Origin of the sequence: Pseudonocardia sp. Ae717_Ps2 (assembly GCF_001932475.1) — a bacterium.
Taxonomy (GTDB): domain Bacteria; phylum Actinomycetota; class Actinomycetes; order Mycobacteriales; family Pseudonocardiaceae; genus Pseudonocardia.
On the sequence record NZ_MCIS01000001.1, the window covers coordinates 5,545,181 to 5,569,758 of the forward strand.

Sequence of the window (24,578 nt, forward strand, 5' to 3'; positions counted from 1 at the left end):
CGGACGCCCCGCCACGCCTCCCGCGCGGCGGGGCGTCCGGTCGTCCGCGGCCTGCTCCTGCCGCTGACGCTGCCGCCGAGAGGCACGTTTCCGCCCTCCCAGGGGCAGGAACGTGCGGTTCAGTCCCGGAGGACGGTCACCCCGCGCGGAGGCAGGGTTCCGGCCGGGCCGGCGAGCACCTCCGCCGCGCCGAGCGGCCCCAGGTCGACGGGGGCGTCGGTCCGGTTGACGACGAACCGGAACCCCTCGCGGCGGACCAGCTCCACCCGTCCCACCAGCTCGCCGGGCAGCTCGGACCCGATCCCGGCGGCGGCCAGCAGGCGTCGCAGCAGCGGGGCGCGGTCGGCGAGCCGGGTCGGGACGTAGGTCGCCGACCCGTCCCCGACCGGACGACGGGTCACCGCGGGCAGCCCGGCCAGGTCACCCGCGGCCGGGTCGGTGCCACCGCCGGTCCAGCGGGCGAGCACCTCGACGGCCGGGTCCACCACCTGCACGGCCTCGCTCCACAGGTCGCCGGTGGTGCCGTCGTCGAGCTCGACGACGGCGCCCGGGTCGAGCGGGGCGAACTCCTCGACCCGGATGCCCAGCAGGTCGCGCAGCGCGCCCGGGTAGCCGCCGAGGACGGCGTGCGCGTCGTCGTCGACGGTGCCCGAGAAGTAGGTGGCGACCAGGTGCCCGCCGGCCTCGACGTAGGCGGTCAGCGCGGCCGCGCGGTCCGGGCCGACCACGTGCAGCACCGGGGCGACGACCAGCCCGTAGCCGGACAGGTCGGCGTCGGCCGGCACGACGTCGGCGCGGACCCCGGCGTCGAGGAACGCCCGGTACCAGCCGAGCGCCTCGGCCTTGTAGCGCAGCTCGGTGGTCGGGGTGAACGGCTGCTCGGCGGCCCACCACGACGGCCAGTCCCACAGCACCGCGGCCGGCGCCGGGATCCGCCGCGCTCCGGCGACCGGGGCCAGCTCACGCAGTGTCGCCCCGAGCGCGGTGACGTCGCGGAACAGCGCCGAGGCCGGCCCGGCGTGCGGCACCATCGCCGAGTGGAACTTCTCCGCGCCCGCCGCGGACTGGCGCCACTGGAAGAAGCAGAGCGCGTCGGCGCCGTGCGCGAGGTGGGTCAGCGCGTCGCGGGCGAGCTCCCCGGGGCGCTTCGCGCGGTTGACCGGCTGCCAGTTCACCGCCGACGTCGAGTGCTCCATCAGCCACCACGGGTGTCCGCCGGCGAGGTTGCCGGTGAGGTTGGCCGAGAACGACAGCTCGTCGCGGGCCTCCGGGCCGGGGAACACGTAGTGGTCGTTGGCGACGACGTCGACGTGCGGCGCCCACGTCGCGTAGTCCATGCCGTTCGTCTCGCCCATCACCATGAAGTTGGTCGTCACGGGCACATCCGGGGTGAGCTCGCGCAGCAGGTCCCGCTCGGCACGCAGGTGGTCGAGCAGGGCGTCGGAGGAGAAGCGGGCGAAGTCGAGCTGCTGGGTCGGGTTCGGGTGGGTGCCCGGGCCGGTGCGGCGCGGGGTGCCGATCTCGTCCCACTCGCCGTAGTGCTGGGACCAGAACGCGGTGCCCCAGGCCTGGTTGAGCCGGTCGAGGTCGTCGTAGCGGCGCTGCAGCCAGGCCCGGAACGCGCGCTGCGCGTCCTCGGAGTGGTCGTGGACGTCGTGGCAGCCCAGCTCGTTGGACACGTGCCAGGCGGCGAGCGCGGGATGGTCGCCGTAGCGGCGGGCGAGGCGCTGGACCAGGGCGAGTGCGTGGCGGCGGAACACCGGGGAGGTCGGGCGGTGGTGCTGGCGCCCGCCCGGGGCGAGGATCCGGCCATCGGCGTCGACAGCAAGGATCTCCGGGTGCCGGTGGTGCAGCCACGGCGGAGGTGAGGCCGTCGCCGTCGCGAGGTCGACGGCGATCCCGCCCGCGTGCAGCAGGTCCAGCACGTCGTCGAACCAGTCGAGGTCCCAGCGGTCCGGTGCGGGCTGCAGCAGCGCCCAGGAGAAGACGCCGACGGTCACGATCGTCACCCCGGCCTCGCGCATGAGCGCGACGTCGGACTCCCACACCGCGCGCGGCCACTGCTCGGGGTTGTAGTCGGCCCCGAACTCGATGCGAGGACGGGAGGCACCGGGGGTGCGACGCAGCCAGCGGGTCATGCACACAGTGTGTCCGTGGCGATGTGCGATGTCGTGCGGATGTGTCCGACTTCGTGCAGATCAGGTTTCCCCGCGGTTACGGGCGGCGCCAGAGATGGCCCCGCCCCACGACGGCGGGGGACGATGCCGGGGCCCGACCCCCGTTCCCGACGACGCGAGCGGCCCGTCCCGAACCGCGTCACCGCGCGGAGAACCGGAGAGCCTGCGTGAGCCCCTCGGAGACCACCGCACTCGCCCCCGACTCGCTGGCCGCGCACTCGGGCGTCGTCAGCGAGAGTGAGCAGAAGGCGCTGCGCGCCGACATCCGGCGGTTGTCCACGATGCTCGGTCGGACGCTGTCCGACGAGGCCGGTCCCGAGGTCCTGGAGCTGGTCGAGAAGGTGCGACGGGCGGCCCGGGACTCCGCACGCGGCGAGGCGGGGCCGGACGTCGTCGCGGCCCTGCTCGACGGGATCGACACCGGCACCGCGGTGCTGCTGGCGCGGGCGTTCTCCCAGTACTTCCAGCTGGCCAACGTCGCCGAGCAGCTGCACCGGTCACGGGAGCTGCGGGAGCTGCGGCCGGCCGACGCGCGGCCGCTGCGGGCGGTGCTGCGCCGCCTGGCGACCGAGGCCGACCCGGACGAGGTCGCCGACGTGCTGGCCAGGGCCGAGCTGCGCCCGGTGTTCACCGCGCACCCGACCGAGTCGACCCGGCAGTCGGTGCTGGGCATCCTGCGCCGGGTCGTGGACGCGCTCGACGCCCGGGCGCCCGACGAGGAGCTCGCCGCCCTGGTCGACCTGCTGTGGCAGACCGACGACATCCGCCCCGGCAAGCCGATGGTGATCGACGAGGCACGCAACGTCGCCTGGTTCGCGGCCCGGCTCGGCGAGCGGACCGTCCCGGACCTGCTGGGCGAGTTCGCCAGGGAGGCCGCCGACGCCGGGCTGGAGATCCCCGCCGACGCGCGTCCGCTCGTGCTGGGGTCGTGGGTCGGCGGCGACCGCGACGGCAACCCCAACGTCACCCCGGCGGTGACCCGTGAGGTGCTGGAGCTCAACGCCGACCGGGCGATCCGGATCCACACCGCGCTGGTGGAGAAGCTGGTCTTCGAGCTGTCGGTGTCGACGCGGGTGATGGGGGTGTCGGAGGAGCTGCGCGGCTCGCTGGCCCGGGACCGGCGCGCGCTGCCCGCGGTGCACGACCGCTTCATCCGGCTCAACGCGCACGAGCCGTACCGGCTCAAGCTGTCCTACGTCGCGGCCCGGTTGGAGAACACCCGCCGGCGGATCGCGACCGGCGCCGCGCACGAGGCGGGCGTCGACTACCTGGGGTCGGCCGGCTACCTGGAGGACCTGCTGGTCGTGGACCGGTCGCTGCGCGGCCACCACGGGGCCCGGATCGCCGGTGGCACCCTGGCCAGGGCGATCCGCTCGGCCCGCGCGCTGGGCCTGCACCTGGTCGAGCTGGACGTGCGCGAGCACTCGCAGAAGCACCACGACGCGCTCGGAGCGGTGTTCGACGGACTCGGCGAGCTGGACCGGCCCTACGCCGAGCTGACCCGCGACGAGCGGCGGGAGCTCCTGTCGGCGGAGCTGCGGAACAAGCGGCCGCTGTTCCGTCGCCACTACGGCGTGCCCGAGGCCGCCGCACCGGTGCTGGACCTGTTCGACACGGTGCACGCGCTGCAGCACGAGTTCGGCGAGGAGGTCGTGCGGACCTACATCGTCTCGATGGCCCGCGACGTCGACGACCTGCTCGCCGTCGCCGTGCTGGCCCGCGAGGCGTACATGGTCGAGATCGGCGACGACCCGCGCTCCTCGATCGACCTCGTGCCGCTGTTCGAGACGGTCGAGGAGCTGTCCCGGGCCGGGGAGCTGCTGGAGGGGCTGCTGTCGGACCCGGGGTACCGCCAGCAGGTCCGCAACCGCGGTGACCTGCAGGAGATCATGCTGGGGTACTCCGACTCCAACAAGGGCGCAGGGATCACCGCGTCGCAGTGGCAGATCCACCGGGCCCAGCGCCAGCTGCGTGACGTGGCCGCCGAGCACGGGGTGCGGCTGCGGCTGTTCCACGGCCGCGGCGGGTCGGTCGGGCGCGGTGGCGGTCCGGCCGGCGAGGCGATCGCGTCGGCGCCGTTCGGGTCGGTCGACGCCACGATGAAGCTCACCGAGCAGGGCGAGGTCATCTCCGACAAGTACTCGCTGCCCAGCCTGGCGCACGACAACCTGGAGATCCTGCTGGCGTCGATGCTGGACGCGTCGCTGCTGCACCAGGCGTCCCGCTGGCCCGCCGAGACCCTGAAGCGCTGGGACGAGGTCATGGACTGCGTGTCGGAGGCCGCCACCGCCACCTACCGGACCCTCGTCGACGACCCGGCCCTGCCGCTGTTCTTCACCGCGGCGACGCCGGTGGAGGAGCTGGGGCGGCTCAACGTCGGGTCGCGGCCGTCGAAGCGGCCGGGGCAGGGCGAGCCGACGCTCGACGACCTGCGCGCGATCCCGTGGGTGTTCGGCTGGACGCAGACCCGGATGGTGGTGCCCGGCTGGTACGGCCTGGGCTCGGGCCTGCGGGCGGCCCGCGAGGCGGGCTACGCCGAGGAGCTGGCCGAGATGCGGGAGTGGGCGTTCTTCCGGAACCTGATCGGCAACGTGGAGATGACGCTGGCCAAGACCGACCTGCGGATCGCGTCGAACTACGTCGCGACGCTGGTCGACCCGGAGCAGCAGGGACTGTTCGCGCAGATCCGCGCCGAGCACGAGCTGACCCGCCGCGAGCTGCTCGCGGTGACCGGCGAGGACCAGCTGCTCGCCCGGCACCCGGTGCTGCGCGGCACGCTGTCGGTGCGCGACGCCTACCTGGAGCCGCTGCACCACCTGCAGGTCGAGCTGCTCGCCCAGCGCCGGGCCGCGGGGAACGACCCGGACCCCGACCTGGAGCGCGCCCTGCTCCTGACCATCAACGGGATCGCGGCCGGGATGAAGAACACCGGCTGAGCCGCATCCCGCAGCACCGGAGGTGGCCGGGTACGTTCCGGACATGGAGCACGATCGGAACACACCCGGCCCCGAGGGCCCCGCGACCCGCCGGGTGGTGGCGTGGGTGCTGATCATCGCGCTGGCCGGGCTCCCGCTCAGCTACCTGGCCGGGACTGCCGGACCGCAGGTCGTCGGCGCGCTGGTGGTCGTCGCGCTGCTGGTCGGCGGCGTGGCGTTCTGGCTGCACCGCCGCACCCGCTGACCGGCCACCCGCCGGAACCGGTGCGGCCGCGGGCTGCTGGACTTCCCGGGTGCAGTACCGCCACGCCCCGGCCGCGAACCATGCGGCGCTCGACGCGGTGCTGGCGTCGGCACCGGGCCGCCCGACCCTCCCGGTCCGCCTGACCGTCGAGCTCGCCGGTCGCGCCCGCGCCCATCTGCCCGCCGACGCGCCGCTCACCGTGTGGGACCCGTGCTGCGGCGCCGGGGTGACCCTCACCGTGCTGGGCCTGCTCGTGCCCGGCATCACGCGTCTGGTGGGCACCGACGCCGACCCCGAGCCGCTCGACCTGGCCCGCCGCAACCTCGCCCTGCTCGACCCCGGCGGTCTCGCCGCCCGCGCCGCGGACCTCGACGCCCTCGCCGCCCGGCACGACAAGCCGTCCTACGCCGACGCCGCGACCGCCGCCCGGACCCTGGTCCCGGCGAGCACCCCGGCCTGGTCGGTCGCCGTCGCCGACGCCAGGGACACCGCCGCCGTCCGCGGTGTCCTCGCCGAGGCGTCCCCGGACGACGCCGGCCCGGACCTCGTCCTGGCCGACCTGCCGCACGGGATCCGGACGACCTGGGCCGCCGCCCCCACCCGGCCCGCCGGCGCGGCCGCCGACACCCCGGCCCCCGACGCCGGGCCCGCCCGCGCCGCCGCCGCCGACCAGGCCCAGGACCAGGCCCCCGGGGTCGAGTTCCTGCGCGCGGTCGCGACCGTGCTCCGCCCGGACGCCGTGGTCGTGGCCGTCGGACGTGGACGGACGGTGGCGTTGCCGCCGGGGGTCCGTCCTCTCGAACGGGTCCGTGTGGGACACCGGGCCGCCGTCCTGGTGCGGGCGGGCGCGCTGCGGGACGACTGAGCTGGACAGGGGCTGCTCGCCACCCTCGCGCCGGGGCCGGGCCGCACGACAGGGGTGCCGGCGGGGCGACGCGTCTCCGTGCCGGCGCGAACCGGTCCGCCGGCACCCTCCTTTCGAACTCGCTTACCGGGTAAGCGAGTTCGGAGAACCAGCACCCCGCGCGGCGCCGAGCGGGGCCACCGCCCCGCAGGCTCGGAGGCCGCCGGCGCGTGCCCGTCCGGGGCGCGCCCCGGACGGCGGCGGTCCGGGCGTGGCGACCCGATCCCGGTCACACTGGACCCCGACCCGACCCGACCCGAGGACGCATCCGTGAGCACGATCGACCTGAACGCCGACCTCGGCGAGTCCTGGGGCCGGTGGACCCTCGGCGACGACGAGGCGATGCTCGGGCTCGTCACCTCGGCGAACGTCGCGTGCGGGTTCCACGCCGGGGATCCCTCGACGCTGCGGGGCACGACCGCGGGGGCTGCCGGGGCGGGGGTCGTCGTCGGGGCGCAGGTGTCCTATCCGGACCTGCGCGGGTTCGGGCGCCGGTTCCTCGACATCGAGCCCGACGCGCTGACCGACGACGTGCTCTACCAGATCGGCGGGCTCGAGGCGCTGTGCCGGGCCGCGGGCACCCGGGTCCGCTACGTCAAGCCGCACGGCGCGCTCTACAACGCCACGCGGACGCACACCGCGCAGGCTCGCGCGGTCGTCCGGGCGGTGCTGGCGTACGACCCGTCGCTGCCGGTGCTCGGCCTGCCCGGGTCCGCGCTGCTCGCGGAGGCCGAGCGCGCCGGGCTGCGCGCGGTGGGCGAGTTCTTCGTCGACCGCGGCTACACCCCCGAGGGCGGGCTCGTCCCGCGTGGCGAGCCGGGCGCACTGCTCGACGACGCCACGGAGGCGGCCGAACGACTCGTCCGCATGGTCGGGACGGGGACGGTGCGCGCGGTCGACGGCAGCGAGGTCGCCGTCCGCGCCGAGTCCGCCTGCCTGCACGGCGACTCCCCCGGTGCCGTCGCGACCGCCCGGCGGGTCCGTGACGAGCTCGCCCGGACCGGGATCGCCGTCGCACCGTTCGTGTGAGCGATGATCGGGCCATGACGAACGACCCGCACGCCTGGCTCGAGGACGTCACCGGCACCGAGGCCCTGGAGTGGGTGGCCCGGCGCAACGCCCGCACCGAGGCGCGACTGACCGGCACCCCGCTGTTCACCGAGCTGGAGTCGGGGATCCGCGAGGTCCTCGACTCCCGCGACCGGATCCCGTTCGTCACCGCCCGCGGCGGGTACTACTACAACTTCTGGACCGACGAGCAGCACCCGCGCGGCCTGTGGCGGCGCACCACACCGGAGTCCTACCGGAGCGCCGACACCGAGTGGGAGGTGCTGCTCGACGTCGACGCGCTCAACGAGGCCGAGGGCGAGAACTGGGTCTGGCACGGCGCCCGGTTCCTGCGCCCGGACCTCGACCGCGCCCTGGTCGACCTGTCCCGCGGCGGCGCCGACGCCGACGTCACCCGCGAGTTCGACCTGCCGACCCGCACCTTCGTCGAGGACGGGTTCTCCCGCCCCGAGGCGAAGGGCGGGATGAGCTGGATCGACCGCGACACCGTCTACCTGTCCACCGACCTCGGTCCGGGCACCATGACGACGTCGGGCTACCCGCGCACGGTGCGCCGGCTGCGCCGCGGCGAGGCCCTGGAGTCCGCCGAGCTGGTCTACGCCGGCGAGGAGACCGACCTCAGCATCTCGGCGTTCCGCGACCACACCCCGGGCTTCGAGCGGGACTTCCTGCGCCGGGCCCTGGCCTTCTACGCCGACGAGCTGCACCTGATCGGCGCGGACGGGAGCCTCACCAAGATCGACGTCCCGGACTCCGCGACGACCGACGTGCACCGCGAGTGGTGCACCGTCGAGCTGCGCGAGGACTGGGGGTCGTTCACCGCGGGCTCGCTGCTCGCCGCCCGCTTCGACGACGTCCTGACCGGCACCCCGGACTGGGAGGTGCTGTTCGAACCCACCGACTCCTCCTCGCTGGCCGGGTACACCTGGACCCGCCACCACCTCGTGCTCGACGTGCTGGAACACGTCGTCGACCGGCTCGTCGTGCTCACTCCCGGCGAGCAGGGCTGGGAGCGGTCACCGTTCGTCGGGGCGCCGGAGTTCGGGAGCGTCACGGTCGCCGCGGTCGACGCCGACGAGAGCGACGACGTCTGGCTGATCGTCACCGACTACCTGACCCCCTCGACGCTGTCGATCGCCACGGTCGGCGAGGCACCCCGGCCGCTGCGCAGCGCGCCCGCGTTCTTCGACGCGTCCCGCCACGTCATCGAGCAGCACTTCGTGACCAGCGACGACGGCACCCGCGTCCCCTACTTCCTGGTCCGGCCCACGGACCTGCCCTTCGACGGCTCCGCCCCGACCCTGCTCTACGGCTACGGCGGCTTCGAGATCCCCCTGACACCCGGCTACTCCGGCGCGACCGGCCGGTCCTGGCTGGAGCGCGGCGGTGTGTACGCGGTCGCGAACCTGCGCGGCGGCGGCGAGTACGGGCCGCGCTGGCACCGGGCGGCGCTGCGGGAGAAGCGCCCGCGCGCCTACGAGGACATGGCCGCCGTCGCACGGGACCTGATCGACCGCGGCATCACCTCACGCGCGCACCTCGCCGTGCAGGGCGGCAGCAACGGCGGACTGATGGCGGGGAACATGCTGGTCCGCTACCCCGAGCTGTTCGGTGCGGTGGTGATCCAGGTGCCGCTGCTGGACATGAAGCGCTACAGCCACCTGCTCGCCGGCGCCTCCTGGATGGCCGAGTACGGCGATCCGGACACCGACGACTGGGAGTTCATCCGGACGCTCTCGCCGTACCACCTGATCGACCCGGACGCCGACTACCCACCGACGATCCTGCTGACCTCCACCCGCGACGACCGGGTGCACCCCGGCCACGCCCGCAAGTTCACCGCCGCGCTGGAGGCCGCCGGCCACGACGTCACCTACTACGAGAACATCGAGGGCGGGCACGGCGGCGCCGCGGACAACGCGCAGGCCGCGAGGATGGCCGCACTGGCCTACGGATTCCTGTGGGAGAAGCTGGCATGAGCGACGTCGTGATCCGGGTGCGGGGCGAGCACGAGCGGCAGGTCCCCGCCGAGCGGGGTACCGCGCAGGTCGTCGTGGAGGCGCAGGGGCCCGAGGCCGCGGCGGTGCGGTCCGAGGTCGAGCAGGGCACCGCGGCGCTCGTCGCCGACGTGCGCACCCTGCACGACCCCGGCGCGGGTCCGGTCCGGCGCTACGTCGTCGACCAGGCCCGCAGCTGGGTCGAGCAGCCGTCGTTCGAGGGCCGGCCGCAGCCGCCGGTGCACCACGCGTCGGTGTCGGTGTCGGTGGAGTTCGACGACGTCGCCCGGCTCGGCGCCTGGCTGTCCGGGGTGGGCCGGTTCGCCGGCGCGCAGGTGCAGGGGATCTCCTGGGACCTGGCTCGGGAGCACCGCCGCGAGATCGAGCGGTCGGCCCGCCAGGACGCGCTGCGCCAGGCCGTCGAGCGCGCCCAGGACTACGCCGACGCCCTCGACCTGGGCCCCGTCGCGCCGCGCTCGGTCGCCGACACGGGCATGCTCGGCGCGCACCAGCCGGTGGGGGTGAGCTTCAGTGCCCGCGCGATGTCCGCGCCGGGCGGGTTCGCCGAGGCCGACGGTGCTCTCGGCACGCTCCTCGCCCCGGACGACATCACCGTCCGGGCCGAGGTCGAGGCCGAGTTCGTCGTGCGCCGGGAGGGCTGAGCCCCGCTCAGCCCTCCCGGGCCGCGATCTCGCCGTGCTCGGTGCGCAGCTCCCGCTTGAGGATCTTGCCGCTGGGGTTCTTCGGCAGCGCGTCGGCGAACACCACGTACTTGGGCCGCTTGTAGCCGGCGAGCTTCTCGCGGGCGTGCGCGTCGACCTGCTCGCGGGTCAGCGTCACGCCCTGCTTCGGCACCACGACCGCGGTGACGGCCTCGATCCAGTGCGGGTGGCTGACGCCGAACACGGCGACCTCGGCGACACCCTCGAGCAGGTAGAGCGCTTCCTCCACCTCGCGGGAGGCGACGTTCTCCCCACCGGTCTTGATCATGTCCTTCTTGCGGTCGACGACGGACAGGTACCCGTCGGCGGTCATCACGCCCAGGTCACCGGAGTGGAACCAGCCACCGGCGAACGCCTCGGCGGTCTTCTCCTCGTTCTCGTAGTACCCCAACGTCACGTGCGGGCTGCGGTGCACGATCTCGCCGACCTCTCCCGGACCGACCTCGTTGCCCTCGTCGTCGACGACGCGCGTCTCGACGTTCAGCGACGCCCGCCCGGCCGACCCAGCGTGGCTGAGCTGCTCGTCCGGGCCGAGCAGGGTGGCCAGCGGGGAGGTCTCGGTCTGGCCGTAGAAGTTCCACAGCCGCACCTCGGGGAGCCGCCGGGACAGCTCCTGCAGCACCTCGACCGGCATCGCCGCGGCACCGTAGTAGCCCTTGCGCAGGCTCGACAGGTCCCGGGTGTCGAAGTCCGGGTGGCGCAGCAGCGAGATCCAGACCGTCGGCGGGCAGAAGAGCTTGGTGACCTTCTCCCGCTCGATCGTCTCCAGCAGCCGGGCCGGGTCCGGTGCCGGGAGGATGATGCTGGTGGCGCCGAGGTAGACGTCGACGGACAGGAAGCAGTCCAGCTGCGCGCAGTGGTAGAGCGGCAGCGAGTGCAGCTCGACGTCGTCGTGCTCCATGCCGCCGTCGACGACGCACGACACGTACTGGGCGATCAGCGATCGGCTGGGCAGCATGACGCCCTTGGGCCGCGACTCGGTGCCGGAGGTGTACATGAGGCGCAGCGGGTCGTCGTCGGCGATGTGCACGTCCGGCTCGCCGGGGTCGCCGTCACCGTCGATCCAGGCGTCCAGGTCGGCCCAGTCCCCGGTCGGCGCCTGCCCGGACAGCCCGATCCAGGCCCGGACCGACGCCGGCTCCGAGGACTGCGCGAGCGCCTTCTCCCCGGTCGCGGCCAGCGCGTCCTCGACGACGAACGCCGTCGCCCCGGAGTGGTCGAGGATGAACGCGATCTCCTCGGCGTTCAGCATGAAGTTGATCGGCACGAGCACGACGCCGAGCCGCGCGGTGGCGTAGACGAGCACCGCGAACTGGCGGCAGTTGTGCGACAGCAGCGCGAGCCGGTCGCCCTTGACCAGGCCCTGCCCGGCCAGTGCGGCGGCGCAGCGGTTCACCGCGGCGTCGAACTCGGCGAAGGTCCAGCGGGTCTCACCGTCGACGACCGCGGTCTTGCCCGGGTACCGGACGGCCGTCCGGTGCAGCAGGTCCCCGAGCGTGTGCCGGCGCACCCGCCGGATCGACGCCGCGGTCAGCTCACTGAACTCGGTAGCACCGTTGCCCATGGGCGCATCCTGCCCGAGGACACCCCCGTCGTCACCTACGACCGTTCTCCGCGGACCCGACGACGTCGGCGGGGTCCGTGGCTTCCGCGCTGTCTTTGCCGTCCGCGCTGTCTGTGCCGTCCGCGGCGTCCCGATCGTGCCCGGCCGGGACCCAGATCCCGGTCGGCTCGTCCCGCCCGCGCAGCGTCACCGACTCCGATGCCCGCCACCGCGCGGCCTCGCTCCCGGCGGCGTCGACGGCCCGGGCGGCCGCGACGACCCGCCCCGGCACCGACTTCGCCAGCTCGGTGAGCCGCGCCGCCTCGTTCACCGGGTCGCCGATCACGGTGTACTCGAAACGGCGCGGGTCGCCGATGTTGCCGGCCACCGCGTCGCCCGCGGAGACACCGATGCCGGCCTCGATCTCAGGCATCTCCTCGGCGAGGCGGGCGCCCAGGCAGCGGGCGGCGCTGAGCGCGGCGCCGGGGGCGTCGTCGAGGTCGAGCGGGGCGCCGAACACGGCGAGCGCGGCGTCGCCCTCGAACTTGTTGATCCACCCGCCGGCCTGCTCGACGCACTCGACGACCACCCCGAAGAAGCGGTTCAGCACCGCCACGACCTCCTCCGGCGGTCGGCGGGCGGCCATCGTCGTCGAACCGACGAGATCGACGAACAGCACCGCGACTGGCCGCACCTCGCCGCCGAGCCGGATGCCGTCACCGCGCGCCGACGCGGCCTCGGCGACGTCGCGGCCGACGTGGCGGCCGAACAGGTCACGGATCCGCTCCCGCTCGCGCAGCCCCTCGACCATGCTGTTCGTCCCGGCCTGGAGCTGCCCGAGCTCGGTGTTGTCGTAGACGGGCAGGCTCACGTCGAGATCACCGTCCTGCACACGGGCCAGTGCACGGCGCACGGCCAGCACCGGGTCGGCGATGGCGCGGGCGGCCCCGAGCGTCGTGATCAGTCCGACCCCGATCGCCGTGCCCCCCAGCGCGAGCATGGTGACCGCGAGCTGGGTGGGCGAGGAGTCCCCGAACACCAGGGCGACGAGCCCTGCCAGCATGATCCCGGAGATCGGGACCGCGGTGCCGAGCGCCCAGAACCCGACCGAGCGCAGCATGACCCCGGTGATCAGGCGACGCCGCTTCGGCGGCCGCCCGGACAGCACTCGGGCCGCGGCGCGGCGCAGGATCCGCTCGACCAGCAGGTAGGACAGGGCCGAGGTGGTCACGCCGCCGATCAGCACGGTGGCGGTGACCGAGAAGCCCAGCCGCCCGGAGTAGCGCAGGTTGAGGAAGCAGAACAGGACCGCGCCGACCACCCACAGCAGGGCGACCATCGACGAGATGCGGGCGGGTGCCCGCAGCACCAGCTGCCGCTCGTCGGCCTGGGGGTCCCGCGAGGAGCGACGCACGGTCAGCTTCCGGCGGCCGAACCAGATCCCGACCGGGACCGCGACGAGCAGGTAGATCGCGAGCACGACGAGGTTGACCAGCCGGATCTCGACGGCGTCGAGCAGCTGTTCCCGGGGCAGCACGAAGGCCGCGATGACCAGCACCACGGCCGCGCCGATGACGTTCGCCGACGCCACGACGAGGGCCAGCAGCGCTCGTACCGGCAGGCCGACGACCTGGCGGCCCGGCCGCGTCGCGGGTCGCTGCGCATCCATGCGGCGAGTCTAGGCCGATCGAGTGAGCCCGGTCGCCGGAGACGGGAGGACGCCCGCCACCACGGTGCTGCGCAACAGGATGGCCGCCCACCCTCCGCACTCCTCCCACTGGGCCGAACATGCGACATCCCCTCCCCGATCGCGTGCTCCCGCCGGGCCGACGTTGTGGCCCGCACCTCACGGGTACTGGCTCCGGGTAGGACGCACGTCACCGACGGCCCGGCTCGCGCCGGGTCGTCACACAGAGGGGAACACCGGATGACCAGCACGTACGGCAGGACCGCGGGCGGACCGGCGGAGCACGCGGGCGCGGTCGCCCCCGGGCACGCCGACCCCGCGCACACCGACACCCTGCACACCGAGCACCGGCACGAGCACTCGACCGTGGACCCCCGTACGGGCGGTGTCCACCACGCGGGCGGTGTCCCGATCGCCGGCGGCCCGCGGCTGGACCGCATCCGCTGGGGCGCGGTGTGGATCGGCGCGCTGACCACGTTCGCGGTCAACATCGTCCTGCAGCTGCTGTTCTTCGCCTTCGGCTGGCTCACCATCGGTGGCGCCCCCGGCACGACGACGGCGGCCGTGGTCTCGGTGGTGATCGGCCTGCTCGCGTTCTTCCTCGGCGGGATGGCGACCGGCTCGTCGACGGTCTGGGACAACCCGGCCGACGGCGTGGTCAACGCCCTGGCCGTCTGGGTCCTGACCACGATGCTGCTGGTCGGGCTGGCCCTGGCCGGGGGCGGCGCGCTCGCCGGCTACGCCGGTTCGGCGTTCCCCGGCCTCGGCGCGGGTGGCGCGGGTGTCGTCGGCCTCGCCCGTGAGGCCGCGGGCTGGTCGGTCCTGGCGATGGGCGTCTCGGCCGTCGCCGCGGCGATCGGTGGCGCCGTCGGTGCCCGCATGTGGCCGGGCGCCGCGCAGCGGACCGCCCGCGTCTGACCCGCCGGTCGCCCTCCGCGGCGGCCCAGGCACGTCGACCGCCCCCGCCACCGTCGCACCGCGACGGGGACGGGGGCGTCGTCGTGTCCGGGCGGCGAGGTGGAGCCCGGATCTCCACCCGGGGTCGATCCCGGGGTGGATCCGGCGGGGGCCCTCGCGCGGGAGTGTCGGAGAGGTCCGACCCCCGCGACGGCAGGAGCCATCCGATGACCACGACCACTCCCCCGACCGCGCCTGCGCCCGCCGCGGGCCGTGGCACCGTGCTGCGGCAGACGGCGATCTCGCTGCTGGTGGACGCGGGGCTGCCGTACCTGGTCTACGTGGTGCTGACCGGACAGGGCATGTCCGACGTCGCCGCGCTGGCCTGGTCCGCGCTGCCGCCCGCGCTGAACGTCCTGGTGCAGGCGGTGCGGCACCGCCGGCTCAACCCGGTCGGGGTGATCGTGCTAATCACCATCGCGGCCGGGCTGGTGACGTCGCTGCTCAGCGGCGACGCCCGGTTCGCCGTCGCCCGCGACGCGATCCAGAGCGTCGCGTTCGGACTCCTGCTCGCCGGGTCGCTGGTGGTCGGGCGTCGCCCGCTGATGTTCCACGTGTGCCGGTTCTTCGGCGGCGCCCAGCGCCCCGACCTGCCCGCGCTGATGGAGCGCCAGTGGGACGCCAACCCGGTGTTCCGCCGGACGCTGCGCCGCGCGACGGGGGCCGGCGCCCTGGTCATGGCGCTGGAGGCGGCCCTGCGGATCACGCTGGCCTACACACTGGCGCCGGTGGTGGCGCTGCCGATCCTGTCGGTGCAGTCGGTCGTGGTGTGGACGGCGCTGTCGGCGCTGCTGGTCCTCAGCGTGAAGCGGGCGGTGCGGGCGGGTCGCTGACCGGCCGAGCGGGCAGCTCACCGCCGGAGACGGCGGCGCTCACGGCCGGAGCCCCGCGAGCCGCTCGGCGGCCTGCTCCAGCACCTCGTCGCGCTTGCAGAAGGCGAACCGCACGTACGGCCGGTGCGCCGCGGCGGCCTGCGGCGACGGGCAGAACACCGACACCGGGACGGCCGCGACCCCGCACAGGCCGGGGAGCTTCCAGGCCAGGTCGACGCCGTCGTCGTAGCCGAGCGGGCGCGGGTCCGCGGTCACGAAGTAGGTGCCGCGCGGGGTGAGCACGTCGAACCCGGCCGCCCGCAGCCCGTCGGCCAGCAGGTCGCGCTTGCGGGTGAGATCGGCCGCGAGGCCGGTGTAGAAGTCGTCACCGAGGCCGAGGGCGTGCGCGACGGCCGGCTGGAACGGCGCCCCGCCGTGGAAGGTGAGGAACTGCTTGACCGCGCGCGGGGCGGCGACCAGCTCGGACGGGCCGTGCACCCAGCCGACCTTCCAGCCGGTCACCGAGAAGGTCTTCCCGGCCGAGGAGATCGTGAGGGTGCGGTCGGCGAGGCCGGGCAGCGACGCCATCGGGACGTGCTGCGCGTCGTCGAAGACCATGTGCTCGTACACCTCGTCGGTGACGACCACCGCGTCGTGGGCGACCGCGAGCTCCCCTACCCGGGTCAGCTGGTCGCGGGTGAGCACCGCGCCGGTCGGGTTGTGCGGGGTGTTGACCAGCACCACCCGGGTGCGGTCGGAGAACGCGGCGGCCAGCGCGTCGTCGTCGAAGCCGAACCCGGGCGGGAGCAGCGGCACGGTGCGCAGCGTGGCGCCGGCCAGCGCGACGGCCGCGGCGTAGGAGTCGTAGGCCGGCTCGAACGCGACGACCTCGTCGCCGGGTCCGCAGAGTCCGAGCAGGGTCGCGGCGATCGCCTCGGTCGCACCCGTGGTGACGACGACGTCGGCCGGGTCGACCTCGATGCCGTACCAGCGGTGCTGGTGCGCCGCGACGGCCTCGCGCAGCGCGGGTACGCCCGGACCGGGCGGGTACTGGTTGCGGCCGCGCTCGGTGATGTTGGCGGCCGCGTCGGCGAGCAGCGATGCCGGACCGTCGGTGTCCGGGAAGCCCTGGCCGAGGTTGATCGCACCGGTCTCGACCGCGAGGCGGGAGATCTCGGTGAAGATCGTCGAGGTGAACGGGCGCATGCGCTCGACCAGCATGGGCCCGACACTATCCGGGTGTGCGGGTGGCGCAGCTCCTGATCGAGGTTCTGCGCGAACCCGTGCCGGTCCACGGACGCCGGTGGGTTCCACCGCGCCGGGAGGAGCTCCTCCGGTGACCCGGTCGAGTCCGGCTCAGTCGAGTCCGCGGACGATGTGGGACTCGTCGTCGTGCTGCTCGTCGTTCTCGATCGAGATGTCGTCGTTCATCGCATGGCCTCCTCACGGATGTCGGGTGAAGAATGATGGACACACGGGGAGACGTTCGTCATCGGGGAGACGTTGCTGAACCGGCCTGTGGACCGATCCAGAGCCACCCGATCGGGTGAGCAGACCTGCCCACCCGATCGGGTCGTCCCGCGTCGTCGTCCCGCGTCCATGCCTCCGGTCTACCCGCTGATGCGGCCGACCAGGTGCAGCTTTTCCGCGTCCTTGGCGCTGCGCAGCGCCAGACCCCACGCCCCCTTGGCGTCGGACCCGGTCACGAGCTCGACCTTCGCCGGGAGCAGCACCGGCTTGCGGAACACGACGTCGTAGGTGCAGGCGTCGGGGATCCGGCCCTCCAGCGCGGCGACGGCGTGCGCCGCGGTCCACATGCCGTGCGCGATCGCCCGCGGGAAGCCCATCGCCTTCGCGGTGAGCGAGTGCAGGTGGATCGGGTTCACGTCACCGGAGACGGCCGCGTAGCGGCGTCCGATGTCGCCCGGGACCCGCCACAGCGCGTTCGCCGGCCCGGTGGGCACCGGCGGCTCGGCGATGTCCGCCGTGCCGGCCGTGTCGGCCGTGTCGTTGCCGCCCGCCGGGCCGTCCGGGGCCTTCGCCCCGCGGGCCAGATAGGTGCTGCGGCCGGACCAGACGGTCTCCCCGTCCGCGGAGACCTCACCGACCAGGTCGACCTGCGCCCCCTTGGGGTGCCGGGTGAACCGCTGCGCCCACACCCGGACGTCGAGGGTCTCGGTCGGGGCGATCGCCCGGTGCACGGTGATCCGGTTGGCGATGTGCACCAGACCGGGCAGCGGCAGCGGGAACGACCGGCCGGCCATCAGCACGACCTGCAGCGGGAACGTCAGCATGTGCGGGTAGGTCACCGGCAGGGCGTTGCCGACCCGGAACCCGCAGACCCGGGCGTAGTCGGCGAGGTGTCCCTGCTCGACCGTGACGCCGCGGCGGACCAGCTCGGTCGCGGGCAGCGACCGGCCGGAGCCGCCGGGGAGCGCCGCCCGGGCGGCCGCGGAGGCGTAGTACTGCCCCAGCGACGGCGGCCCGGGCAGCTCCGTGACCTTCCGATCCTCGGTCACGGTCATCAGGCCCCCAGCATCGACTGGCCGCAGACCCGCACGGTCTGCCCGTTGAGCCCGCCGGACTCGGCGCGGCCGAACCAGCCGATGGCCTCGGCGACGTCCACCGGCAGCCCGCCCTGCTTGAGGGAGTTGATCCGGCGGCCGCCCTCGCGGGTGGCGACGGGCATCTTCGCGGTCATGTCGGTCTCGATGAACCCGGGTGCGACGGCGTTGATCGTCGCGCCGCGCTCGGCGAAGCGCGGGGCGAGCGCCCGGACCATGCCGATCACACCGGCCTTGGAGGCGGCGTAGTTGGTCTGGCCGCGGTTGCCCGCGATGCCCGACTGCGAGGACACGCAGACCACGCGGCCCGACTCGTGCAGCGGGGAGCCCTCGGCCAGCAGCGCCTCGTTGATCGTCAGCTGGGCGCCCAGGTTGACCGCGAGCACCGAGTTCCAGCGGTCGGCGGTCATGTTCGCGAGCAGCTTGTCGCGGGTGATGCCCGCGTTGTGCACCACGATGTCGACGCCGTCGTGCCGGTCGGCGAGGTGGCCGAGCAGCCGGTCGGCCGCGTCGGGGGCGGTGATGTCCAGCTGCAGCGCGGTGCCGCCGGTGCGGTTCGCGGTGCGGGCCAGTCCCTCACCGGCCGCCGGGATGTCGACGGCGACGATCGTCGCGCCGTCGCGGGCCAGGGTGTCGGCGATGGCCGCGCCGATGCCGCGTGCCGCGCCGGTGACCACCGCGATGCGCCCGGCGAGCGGCTGCTCCTCGGCACGCGGGTCGTCGACCTCGGCCGGCTCCTGCGGGGTCCCGACCGGCGCCGCGACGTGCGCGACCTGGCCGTCGACGTAGGCGGAGCGGGCCGACAGGAAGAACCGGACCGACGAGTCGATCGCGGCCGGGGTCACGTCGGAGGCCACGACGAGCAGGTTCGCCGTCGCGCCGAAGCGCAGCTCCTTGCCGATCGAGCGGACCAGGCCGTCGAGCGCCTGGGCGACGGCGGCCGCCTCCGCACCGGACGCCTCGCCCGGCTCGGCACCGATCAGCAGCACCCGGCCCGACGGGCCGAGCTTCTTCACCGCGGGGGTGAGGATCTGCTGGGCGGCGGCGAGGTCGGCCAGCGTCGTGGCACCGGACAGGTCCAGGACGACCCCGTACAGCCGGTCCTCGCCGGCCGCCGCGAGCGCGGGGACACCGTGGCTCTCGACGAACGCGGTGAGCGCCTTGGCGAACCGGCCCTCGCCGACGGCCGCGACGAGCACCGGGCCGGCCAGCAGCGGGTCCCCGGGGCGGTGCCGGCGCAGCGTCGGCACCGTGGGCAGCCCGAGCTGCTTGGCGATCGGGGTGTTGGACAGGGGCGCGAGCAGGTCGCTCATGCCGTTGCCTCCAGGATCGCGACGACGCCCTGGCCGCCGGCGGCGCAGATCGAGATCAGGCCGCGCTGGTTCTTCTTCTCGGTGTCGGCCTTCTCCCGCAGGAGCTTGGCCAGGGTCGCGACGATCCGGCCGCCGGTCGCGGCGAACGGGTGCCCCGCGGCGAGCGAGGAGCCCGCGACGTTGAGCTTGTCGTCGTCGATCGCGCCCAGCGGCGCGTCGAGGCCCAGGCGCTCCTTGCAGAAGCGGGGGTCCTCCCAGGCCTTGCGCTGCACGAGGACGACCGAGGCGAAGGCCTCGTGGATCTCGTACAGGTCGAAGTCCTGCAGGGACAGCCCGTTGCGCTCCAGCAGCCGCGGCACGGCGAACACCGGCGCGGTGAGCAGCCCGTCCGGGCCGTGGACGTAGTCGACGCCCGCGGTCTCGGCGTCCACGACGTGCGCCAGCACCGGCAGCCTGTGCTCGGCGGCCCACTCGTCGGAGCCGAGCAGGACCAGGGCGGCACCGTCGGTGAGCGGGGTCGAGTTGCCCGCGGTCATCGTGGCGTCGGGGCCCTTGCCGAAGACCGGCTTGAGCTTCGCGAGCTTCTCCACCGAGGAGTCGGCGCGCAGGTTGTTGTCCCGGGTCAGCTTCAGGTACGGCGTGACCAGGTCGTCGAAGAAGCCGCGGTCGTAAGCGGCGGCCAGGTTGTGGTGGCTGCGCACGGTGAGCTCGTCCTGCTCGGTGCGGCCGATGCCCCACTCCAGGGCGGTGCGCGCGGCGTGCTCGCCCATCGACAGGCCGGTGCGCGGCTCGGAGTTCTCCGGGATGTCCGGCACGATCTGCCCCGGGCGCAGCTGCCCCACCAGCTTGAGCCGGTCCACCGTGGTCTTCGCCGCGTTGAGCTTGACCAGCACGCGCCGCAGGTCGTCGTTCAGGGCGATCGGCGCGTCGGACGCGGTGTCCACGCCACCGGCGACACCGGACTCGATCTGGCCGAGCGCGATCTTGTTGGCGACGGCGATGGTCGCCTCCAGACCGGTGCCGCAGGCCTGCTGCACGTCGTAGGCCGCGGTGGCGGGGCTCAGCCGGGAGCCGAGGACCGCCTCGCGGGTCAGGTTGAAGTCGCGGGAGTGCTTGAGCACGGCGCCGGCCACGACCTCACCCAGGCGCTCGCCGGCCAGCCCGAAGCGGGCCACCAGACCGTCGAGCGTCGTGGTGAGCATGTCGAGGTTCGAGGCGCCGGCGTAGGCACCGTTGGCCCGCGCGAACGGGATGCGGTTGCCACCGATGACGGCGGCGCGCCGGGTGCTGGCTGGCATGGGGATCGTCCCTCCTGGGTTCGGGTCCCGCCCCACCCGATCGGGGTGACCACGCTGCGCGCGGGCCCCGGTGGGCGGAGCATCGGGTCGTGGTTCGTCGTTACCACGGGGTAGCCGGTACTCAAGGTACACGGTACTATGGGTTTCGTGAAGGCCGGACGGGACAAGCGCGACAGCCGATGGGACGCCCACCGCGAGCAGCGGCGGGCCGCACTCGTGGGCTCTGCGATCGGTGCCATCCGCCGGCACGGCGCCGGCATCGGGATGGACGAGATCGCCGCGTCCGCCGCCACCAGCAAGACCGTGATCTACCGGCACTTCGGCGACCGGACCGGCCTCTACACCGCGATCTGCGAGTCGGTGGCCGGGGTCCTGCTCGCCGAGGTCCGCCGGGCCACCGCCGCGGCCCTGGCCGACTCCGGCCGTGGGCCGCGCGCCGCCGTCGCCGCCGGCATCGACGCCTACCTGAGACTCATCGAGATCGACCCGGAGCTGTACCGGTTCGTGGTACAGCGCCCGCTGCTCACCCAGGGAACCGCACGCCGCAGCCCCGCCACCGACGGCGGGCACGACCCGGTCAACGACCTCGTGACCGTGATCGGGGACGAGGTGGCCGCGGTCATCGCCGGCCACCTCGGCGACCCGGCCCCCGGGGAGACCGACCGGCGGGCCGCGGCCCGCATCTGGGGCCACGCGATCGTCGGACTGGTGCGCGGCGCCGCCGACGACTGGCTCGCCCGCCCCGACGGCACCCCGCGCGAGCAGCTCGCCACCCATCTCACCGACCTGGCCTGGTCCGGACTCTCCGGCCTGGCATCGCACGTGCAGGAGGTTCACCCGTGAACGCCCAGACCAGCACCCTGCCCACGCCCGACCGGATCCCCGCGGAGACCCTCCGCACGGTCGTCGACGGACGGTGGGCGCACGTCCGGCAGCAGACCCGCGAGCAGCTCGCGGCCAACGCCGACATGCGCGCGGACCCCGACCTGTCCTCGGCCGACTACCGCGGGCGCATCACCGACTCGCTCAAGTTCCTGACCTCCTCCGGCCGCCCACACACCGGCTTCGACCCGTCCGTCGGCGGCGAGGGCGACGTCGGCGGCGTGGTCACCGCGTTCGCCATGCTGGCCTACGGCGACCTGTCGCTGCTGGTCAAGGCCGGTGTCCAGTGGGGACTGTTCGGCGGCGCGGTCCAGGTACTCGGCACCGAGCGCCACCACGAGCAGTACCTCCGCAAGATCATCGACGGGGAGCTGCTCGGCTGCTTCGCGATGACCGAGTCCGGCCACGGCTCGGACGTGCAGCACCTGCACACCACGGCCACCTACGACGCCGCGGCGGGCGAGTTCGTCGTCCACACCCCGTACCCGCAGGCACGCAAGGAGTACATCGGCAACGCCGCGCGCGACGGCCGGATGGCCGTGGTGTTCGCCCAGCTGGTCACCGGCGACGAGAAGCCCGGCGTGCACGCCTTCCTCGTGCCGCTGCGCGACTCCGACGGCAACGCCCTGCCCGGCGTGACCATCGGCGACGACGGGCGCAAGGCCGGCCTGAACGGCGTCGACAACGGGCGGCTGACCTTCGACCACGTGCGCATCCCGCGCGAGAACCTGCTCAACCGCTTCGCCGACGTCGCCCCGGACGGGACGTACTCGTCGTCGATCGAGAACGAGACCGCCCGCTTCTTCACCATGCTCGGCACGCTGGTCCGCGGCCGGATCTCGGTCGCCGGCGGTGCCGGCGGGGCCGCGCAGAAGGCGCTCGCCCTGGCCGTGCGCTTCGGCGAGCGCCGCCGCCAGTTCGCCGACCCGGCGACCGGCGAGGAGATCGCCGTCCTCGACTACCTGGCCCACCAGCAGAAGCTGCTGCCCGCGCTGGCGACCACGTACGCGCTGCACTTCACCCAGGACGACCTGGTGAAGCGGATGCACGACATCCAGGCACCCGGTGCGGGCCCGGTCGGCGCGCGCGAGCAGCGCACCCTGGAGCAGTCCGCGGCGGGCATCAAGGCGATCGCCACCTGGCACGCCACGCACACCATCCAGACCTGCCGCGAGGCCTGCGGCGGCGCGGGCTACCTGGAGGAGAACCTGCTGCCCGCGCTCAAGGCGGACACCGACGTGTTCACCACCTTCGAGGGCGACAACACGGTCCTGCTGCAGCTGCTGGCCAAGGAGCTGCTGTCGGACTACGGCCGCACGATCAAGAAGGGCAACCCTCTCGAGATCGCGCCGCTGCTCGGGCGTCAGCTCGCCGGGGTGCTCGCCGAGCGGACCGGCGCCGCGTCGCTGACCCGGCGGATCCCGTTCCGCGGGATCGACCTGACCGACCGCAGGCGCCGCCGGGAGCTGTTGGAGATCCGCCGCGCGGACACCCTGGCCGCCGCGATCCGCAACCTCGCCCCCGCGATGCGCAAGGGCAACGACGAGTTCACCGTCTTCAACTCCGCGCAGGACCTGCTGCTCGTCGCCGCGCGGGCGCACGTGGACACCCTCGTCGAGCGCTCCTTCGCCGACAAGCTCGCCACGATCGACGACCCGGCGGTGCGGGCGCTGCTGGAGCGGGTCTACGACCTGCACGTGCTGAGCGTGATCGACCGCGAGCGCGCCTGGTACCTGGAGACTGGGCGGCTCACCGCCGCCGAGTCGCGCTCGATCCGGCCGCTGGTCAACGGCCTGTGCCAGGAGCTGCGGCCGTACGCCCGCACGCTGGTCGACGGCTTCGGCATCCCGGACGAGTGGCTGGCCTGCCCGATGCTGGACGACGAGGCCTGGGCCCCGGCCCCCGGGCGACCGGCCGAGCCGCTGACCGAGCAGGTCGAGGCGGGCTGACCCGCCCCCGACCCGACACGACGACGGCCGGCCCCGGTGACCCGGGGCCGGCCGTCCGTCGTCGGGCCTGGGTCAGGCCGCGAGGCCCAGGGCGTCGAGGACCGCGCCGAGGGTCGACGACAGGTCGGCGACGGTGCTGTCGACGACCTCGGCGATCGGGGTGATCTCGGCCGCGCTGGCGGTGCCGGTGAGACCCAGCATCAGCAGCGGGGCGGCGACGGCAGCAGCGGCCAGACCGGCGATACGACGCTTGTCCATGGTGGTTCCTTCCTTCGGGGGGCTTTCGTACGGACCGACTGTGAAAGACCGGTGCACCCGATTTCCAGGTTCGGGCGGTACCTGTAACTGACCGCTTACATCGATGCGTTTGCCGTCATCTGTCGGACACACTCGCCGAGACCATGATCACGTCGATTCCTGGACATCTCATATCCAGGATGTGTAGTGTCCAGATCATGCGGATGGGACAGGGCGTCGAATGGGCGCTGCACTGCTGCCTGAACCTGGCCTGGGTCGGCGACGCGGTGCCCGGCGCCCGGCTCGCCGGGTTCTACGACCTCCCGGCCGCGTACCTGAACAAGCAGCTGCAGACGCTGGTCCGGGCCGGGATCTGCGAGTCCGTCCCGGGCCCGCGCGGCGGCTTCCGGCTCGCCCGACCGACGGAGCAGGTGTCACTGCTCGACGTCGTCGTCGCGGTCGAGGGACCGGAGGACGCGTTCCGCTGCACCTCGATCCTCGGAGCGGCACCGGGCGGCGACCCGGCGCTCGACTACTCCGGCCACTGCGCGATCTCGCTGTCCATGCGCTCGGCCGAGCTGGCCTGGCGCCGGGAGCTGGCCGGCCGCTCGCTCGCCGACGTCGCCGCGGACGTCGTCCGCACCACCCCGGAGGCGCCGCAGCGCGTCCGGGCCGCACTCGCACCGTGACCGCACCGGCCACGGCCACCACCCACCCGGAGGAGACCCTCATGGAACCGCGCATCACCCGGCCCTACCGCCACGTCCCGGACGGCTACCGCGCGCTGCTCGCGCTGGAGTCCTCCACCCGCGACGACACCGTCCTCCCCCGCGCCCTGCAGGAGCTCGTGCGGCTGCGCGCCTCGCAGGTCAACGGCTGCGGGTTCTGCGTGGACATGCACTCCCACGACGCGCTCGACGCCGGGGAGAGCGTGGAGCGCCTGCTCTCCGTCGCCGCCTGGCGGGAGGCCCCGTGGTTCAGCAGGGCCGAGCGCGCCGCGCTCGCCCTGACCGAGGAGCTCACCCGGCTCGCCGACCGCACCGACGCCGTGCCGGACCCGGTGTGGGACGAGGCCGCCGCCGTCTTCGACGAGAAGGCCCTGACCCAGCTGGTCCTCTCCGTCGCGACCATCAACGCCTGGAACCGGATCAGCGTCGCCACCCGGCAGGTGGCGGGGAGCCACCGCCGCGCCGCGGCCGCGGCGCGGCCCTGACCTTTCCCGCGCATCCGCGGACCGGCTGGTCGTCACGTCCCACGGCGGGGCAGCATCGTTTCCCTGCCCCGCCTC

The 24,578-nt window shown here is 74.0% G+C and carries 20 protein-coding genes; 12 read left to right on the top strand and 8 right to left on the bottom strand.

Features of this window, described 5'->3' with window-relative positions:
• Nucleotides 1–119: 119 nt before the first annotated feature.
• The gene (locus tag Ae717Ps2_RS25510; RefSeq protein WP_075309621.1) at nucleotides 120–2,138 is read right to left on the bottom strand and encodes a beta-galactosidase; all 2,019 of its coding nucleotides are present in this window, start codon (nucleotides 2,136–2,138) and stop codon (nucleotides 120–122) included.
• A 206-nt stretch (nucleotides 2,139–2,344) separates the two neighbouring features.
• Here Ae717Ps2_RS25510 and ppc point away from each other — a divergent pair, with 206 nt between their 5' ends.
• The 6 genes from ppc (at nucleotide 2,345) to Ae717Ps2_RS25540 (ending at nucleotide 9,988) form a co-directional block, all read left to right on the top strand.
• Entirely contained in the window at nucleotides 2,345–5,113 is a 2,769-nt protein-coding gene (gene ppc / locus Ae717Ps2_RS25515) for a phosphoenolpyruvate carboxylase (RefSeq protein ID WP_083702496.1), read from the top strand.
• Nucleotides 5,114–5,156: 43 nt separating this feature from the next.
• Nucleotides 5,157–5,357 (top strand): hypothetical protein, encoded by a 201-nt coding sequence (locus tag Ae717Ps2_RS25520; protein ID WP_075309619.1) that lies wholly within the window; start codon nucleotides 5,157–5,159, stop codon nucleotides 5,355–5,357.
• A gap of 49 nt (nucleotides 5,358–5,406) precedes the next feature.
• Nucleotides 5,407–6,222, top strand: a complete 816-nt coding sequence (locus Ae717Ps2_RS39900; protein ID WP_075333976.1) for a hypothetical protein — start codon at nucleotides 5,407–5,409, stop codon at nucleotides 6,220–6,222.
• A gap of 309 nt (nucleotides 6,223–6,531) precedes the next feature.
• Nucleotides 6,532–7,290 (top strand): LamB/YcsF family protein, encoded by a 759-nt coding sequence (locus Ae717Ps2_RS25530; RefSeq protein ID WP_075309615.1) that lies wholly within the window; start codon nucleotides 6,532–6,534, stop codon nucleotides 7,288–7,290.
• 14 nt (nucleotides 7,291–7,304) lie between these two features.
• Nucleotides 7,305–9,308, top strand: a complete 2,004-nt coding sequence (locus Ae717Ps2_RS25535) for a prolyl oligopeptidase family protein (protein ID WP_083702497.1) — start codon at nucleotides 7,305–7,307, stop codon at nucleotides 9,306–9,308.
• Entirely contained in the window at nucleotides 9,305–9,988 is a 684-nt protein-coding gene (locus tag Ae717Ps2_RS25540; RefSeq protein WP_075309613.1) for an SIMPL domain-containing protein, read from the top strand. The genes Ae717Ps2_RS25535 and Ae717Ps2_RS25540 overlap by 4 nt, the downstream gene beginning before the upstream one ends.
• Before the next feature lie 7 nt (nucleotides 9,989–9,995).
• On the opposite strand, the gene Ae717Ps2_RS25545 is transcribed toward Ae717Ps2_RS25540, so the two are convergent.
• Both Ae717Ps2_RS25545 and Ae717Ps2_RS25550 read right to left on the bottom strand, forming a co-directional pair.
• On the bottom strand, nucleotides 9,996–11,612 hold the full coding sequence (locus Ae717Ps2_RS25545; RefSeq protein WP_075309611.1) for an acyl-CoA synthetase: 1,617 nt from the start codon (nucleotides 11,610–11,612) through the stop codon (nucleotides 9,996–9,998).
• Nucleotides 11,613–11,643: 31 nt separating this feature from the next.
• Nucleotides 11,644–13,260, bottom strand: coding sequence for a mononucleotidyl cyclase (locus Ae717Ps2_RS25550; RefSeq protein ID WP_083695366.1), 1,617 nt, complete (start codon nucleotides 13,258–13,260; stop codon nucleotides 11,644–11,646).
• Nucleotides 13,261–13,518: 258 nt separating this feature from the next.
• On the opposite strand from Ae717Ps2_RS25550, the gene Ae717Ps2_RS25555 reads away from it, so the two are divergent.
• Complete coding sequence (locus Ae717Ps2_RS25555) at nucleotides 13,519–14,196, top strand: hypothetical protein (protein WP_020622294.1); 678 nt, start codon at nucleotides 13,519–13,521, stop codon at nucleotides 14,194–14,196.
• A gap of 206 nt (nucleotides 14,197–14,402) precedes the next feature.
• Nucleotides 14,403–15,068, top strand: coding sequence for a VC0807 family protein (locus Ae717Ps2_RS25560; RefSeq protein WP_075309609.1), 666 nt, complete (start codon nucleotides 14,403–14,405; stop codon nucleotides 15,066–15,068).
• 39 nt (nucleotides 15,069–15,107) lie between these two features.
• Here the strand turns inward: Ae717Ps2_RS25560 and Ae717Ps2_RS25565 are convergent, their stop codons facing one another.
• The 4 genes from Ae717Ps2_RS25565 to Ae717Ps2_RS25580 all read right to left on the bottom strand — a co-directional run bounded on the left by Ae717Ps2_RS25565 (nucleotide 15,108) and on the right by Ae717Ps2_RS25580 (nucleotide 20,222).
• Entirely contained in the window at nucleotides 15,108–16,268 is a 1,161-nt protein-coding gene (locus Ae717Ps2_RS25565) for a pyridoxal phosphate-dependent aminotransferase (RefSeq protein ID WP_075333978.1), read from the bottom strand.
• A gap of 389 nt (nucleotides 16,269–16,657) precedes the next feature.
• Nucleotides 16,658–17,566 carry a MaoC family dehydratase gene (locus Ae717Ps2_RS25570; protein ID WP_233147678.1) on the bottom strand — a complete coding sequence of 303 codons (909 nt, stop codon included), beginning with the start codon at nucleotides 17,564–17,566 and terminating at the stop codon, nucleotides 16,658–16,660.
• A gap of 5 nt (nucleotides 17,567–17,571) precedes the next feature.
• Nucleotides 17,572–18,924 carry a 3-oxoacyl-ACP reductase gene (locus Ae717Ps2_RS25575; RefSeq protein WP_075333979.1) on the bottom strand — a complete coding sequence of 451 codons (1,353 nt, stop codon included), beginning with the start codon at nucleotides 18,922–18,924 and terminating at the stop codon, nucleotides 17,572–17,574.
• Nucleotides 18,921–20,222, bottom strand: a complete 1,302-nt coding sequence (locus tag Ae717Ps2_RS25580) for an acetyl-CoA C-acetyltransferase (RefSeq protein WP_075333980.1) — start codon at nucleotides 20,220–20,222, stop codon at nucleotides 18,921–18,923. The genes Ae717Ps2_RS25575 and Ae717Ps2_RS25580 overlap by 4 nt, the downstream gene beginning before the upstream one ends.
• 138 nt (nucleotides 20,223–20,360) lie before the next feature.
• Here Ae717Ps2_RS25580 and Ae717Ps2_RS25585 point away from each other — a divergent pair, with 138 nt between their 5' ends.
• Nucleotides 20,361–21,065 (top strand): TetR family transcriptional regulator, encoded by a 705-nt coding sequence (locus tag Ae717Ps2_RS25585; protein ID WP_075309599.1) that lies wholly within the window; start codon nucleotides 20,361–20,363, stop codon nucleotides 21,063–21,065.
• Nucleotides 21,062–23,053 carry an acyl-CoA dehydrogenase gene (locus Ae717Ps2_RS25590; protein WP_075309597.1) on the top strand — a complete coding sequence of 664 codons (1,992 nt, stop codon included), beginning with the start codon at nucleotides 21,062–21,064 and terminating at the stop codon, nucleotides 23,051–23,053. The genes Ae717Ps2_RS25585 and Ae717Ps2_RS25590 overlap by 4 nt, the downstream gene beginning before the upstream one ends.
• Before the next feature lie 72 nt (nucleotides 23,054–23,125).
• Here Ae717Ps2_RS25590 and Ae717Ps2_RS25595 read toward each other — a convergent pair whose 3' ends face one another.
• Complete coding sequence (locus tag Ae717Ps2_RS25595) at nucleotides 23,126–23,311, bottom strand: hypothetical protein (protein ID WP_020622302.1); 186 nt, start codon at nucleotides 23,309–23,311, stop codon at nucleotides 23,126–23,128.
• 197 nt (nucleotides 23,312–23,508) lie between these two features.
• Between Ae717Ps2_RS25595 and Ae717Ps2_RS25600 the strand changes: the two genes are divergently transcribed.
• Together Ae717Ps2_RS25600 and Ae717Ps2_RS25605 are read left to right on the top strand one after the other, a co-directional pair.
• Nucleotides 23,509–23,979, top strand: a complete 471-nt coding sequence (locus Ae717Ps2_RS25600) for an Rrf2 family transcriptional regulator (protein ID WP_075333981.1) — start codon at nucleotides 23,509–23,511, stop codon at nucleotides 23,977–23,979.
• A gap of 41 nt (nucleotides 23,980–24,020) precedes the next feature.
• Entirely contained in the window at nucleotides 24,021–24,503 is a 483-nt protein-coding gene (locus Ae717Ps2_RS25605) for a carboxymuconolactone decarboxylase family protein (RefSeq protein ID WP_043276520.1), read from the top strand.
• Nucleotides 24,504–24,578 lie beyond the last annotated feature (75 nt).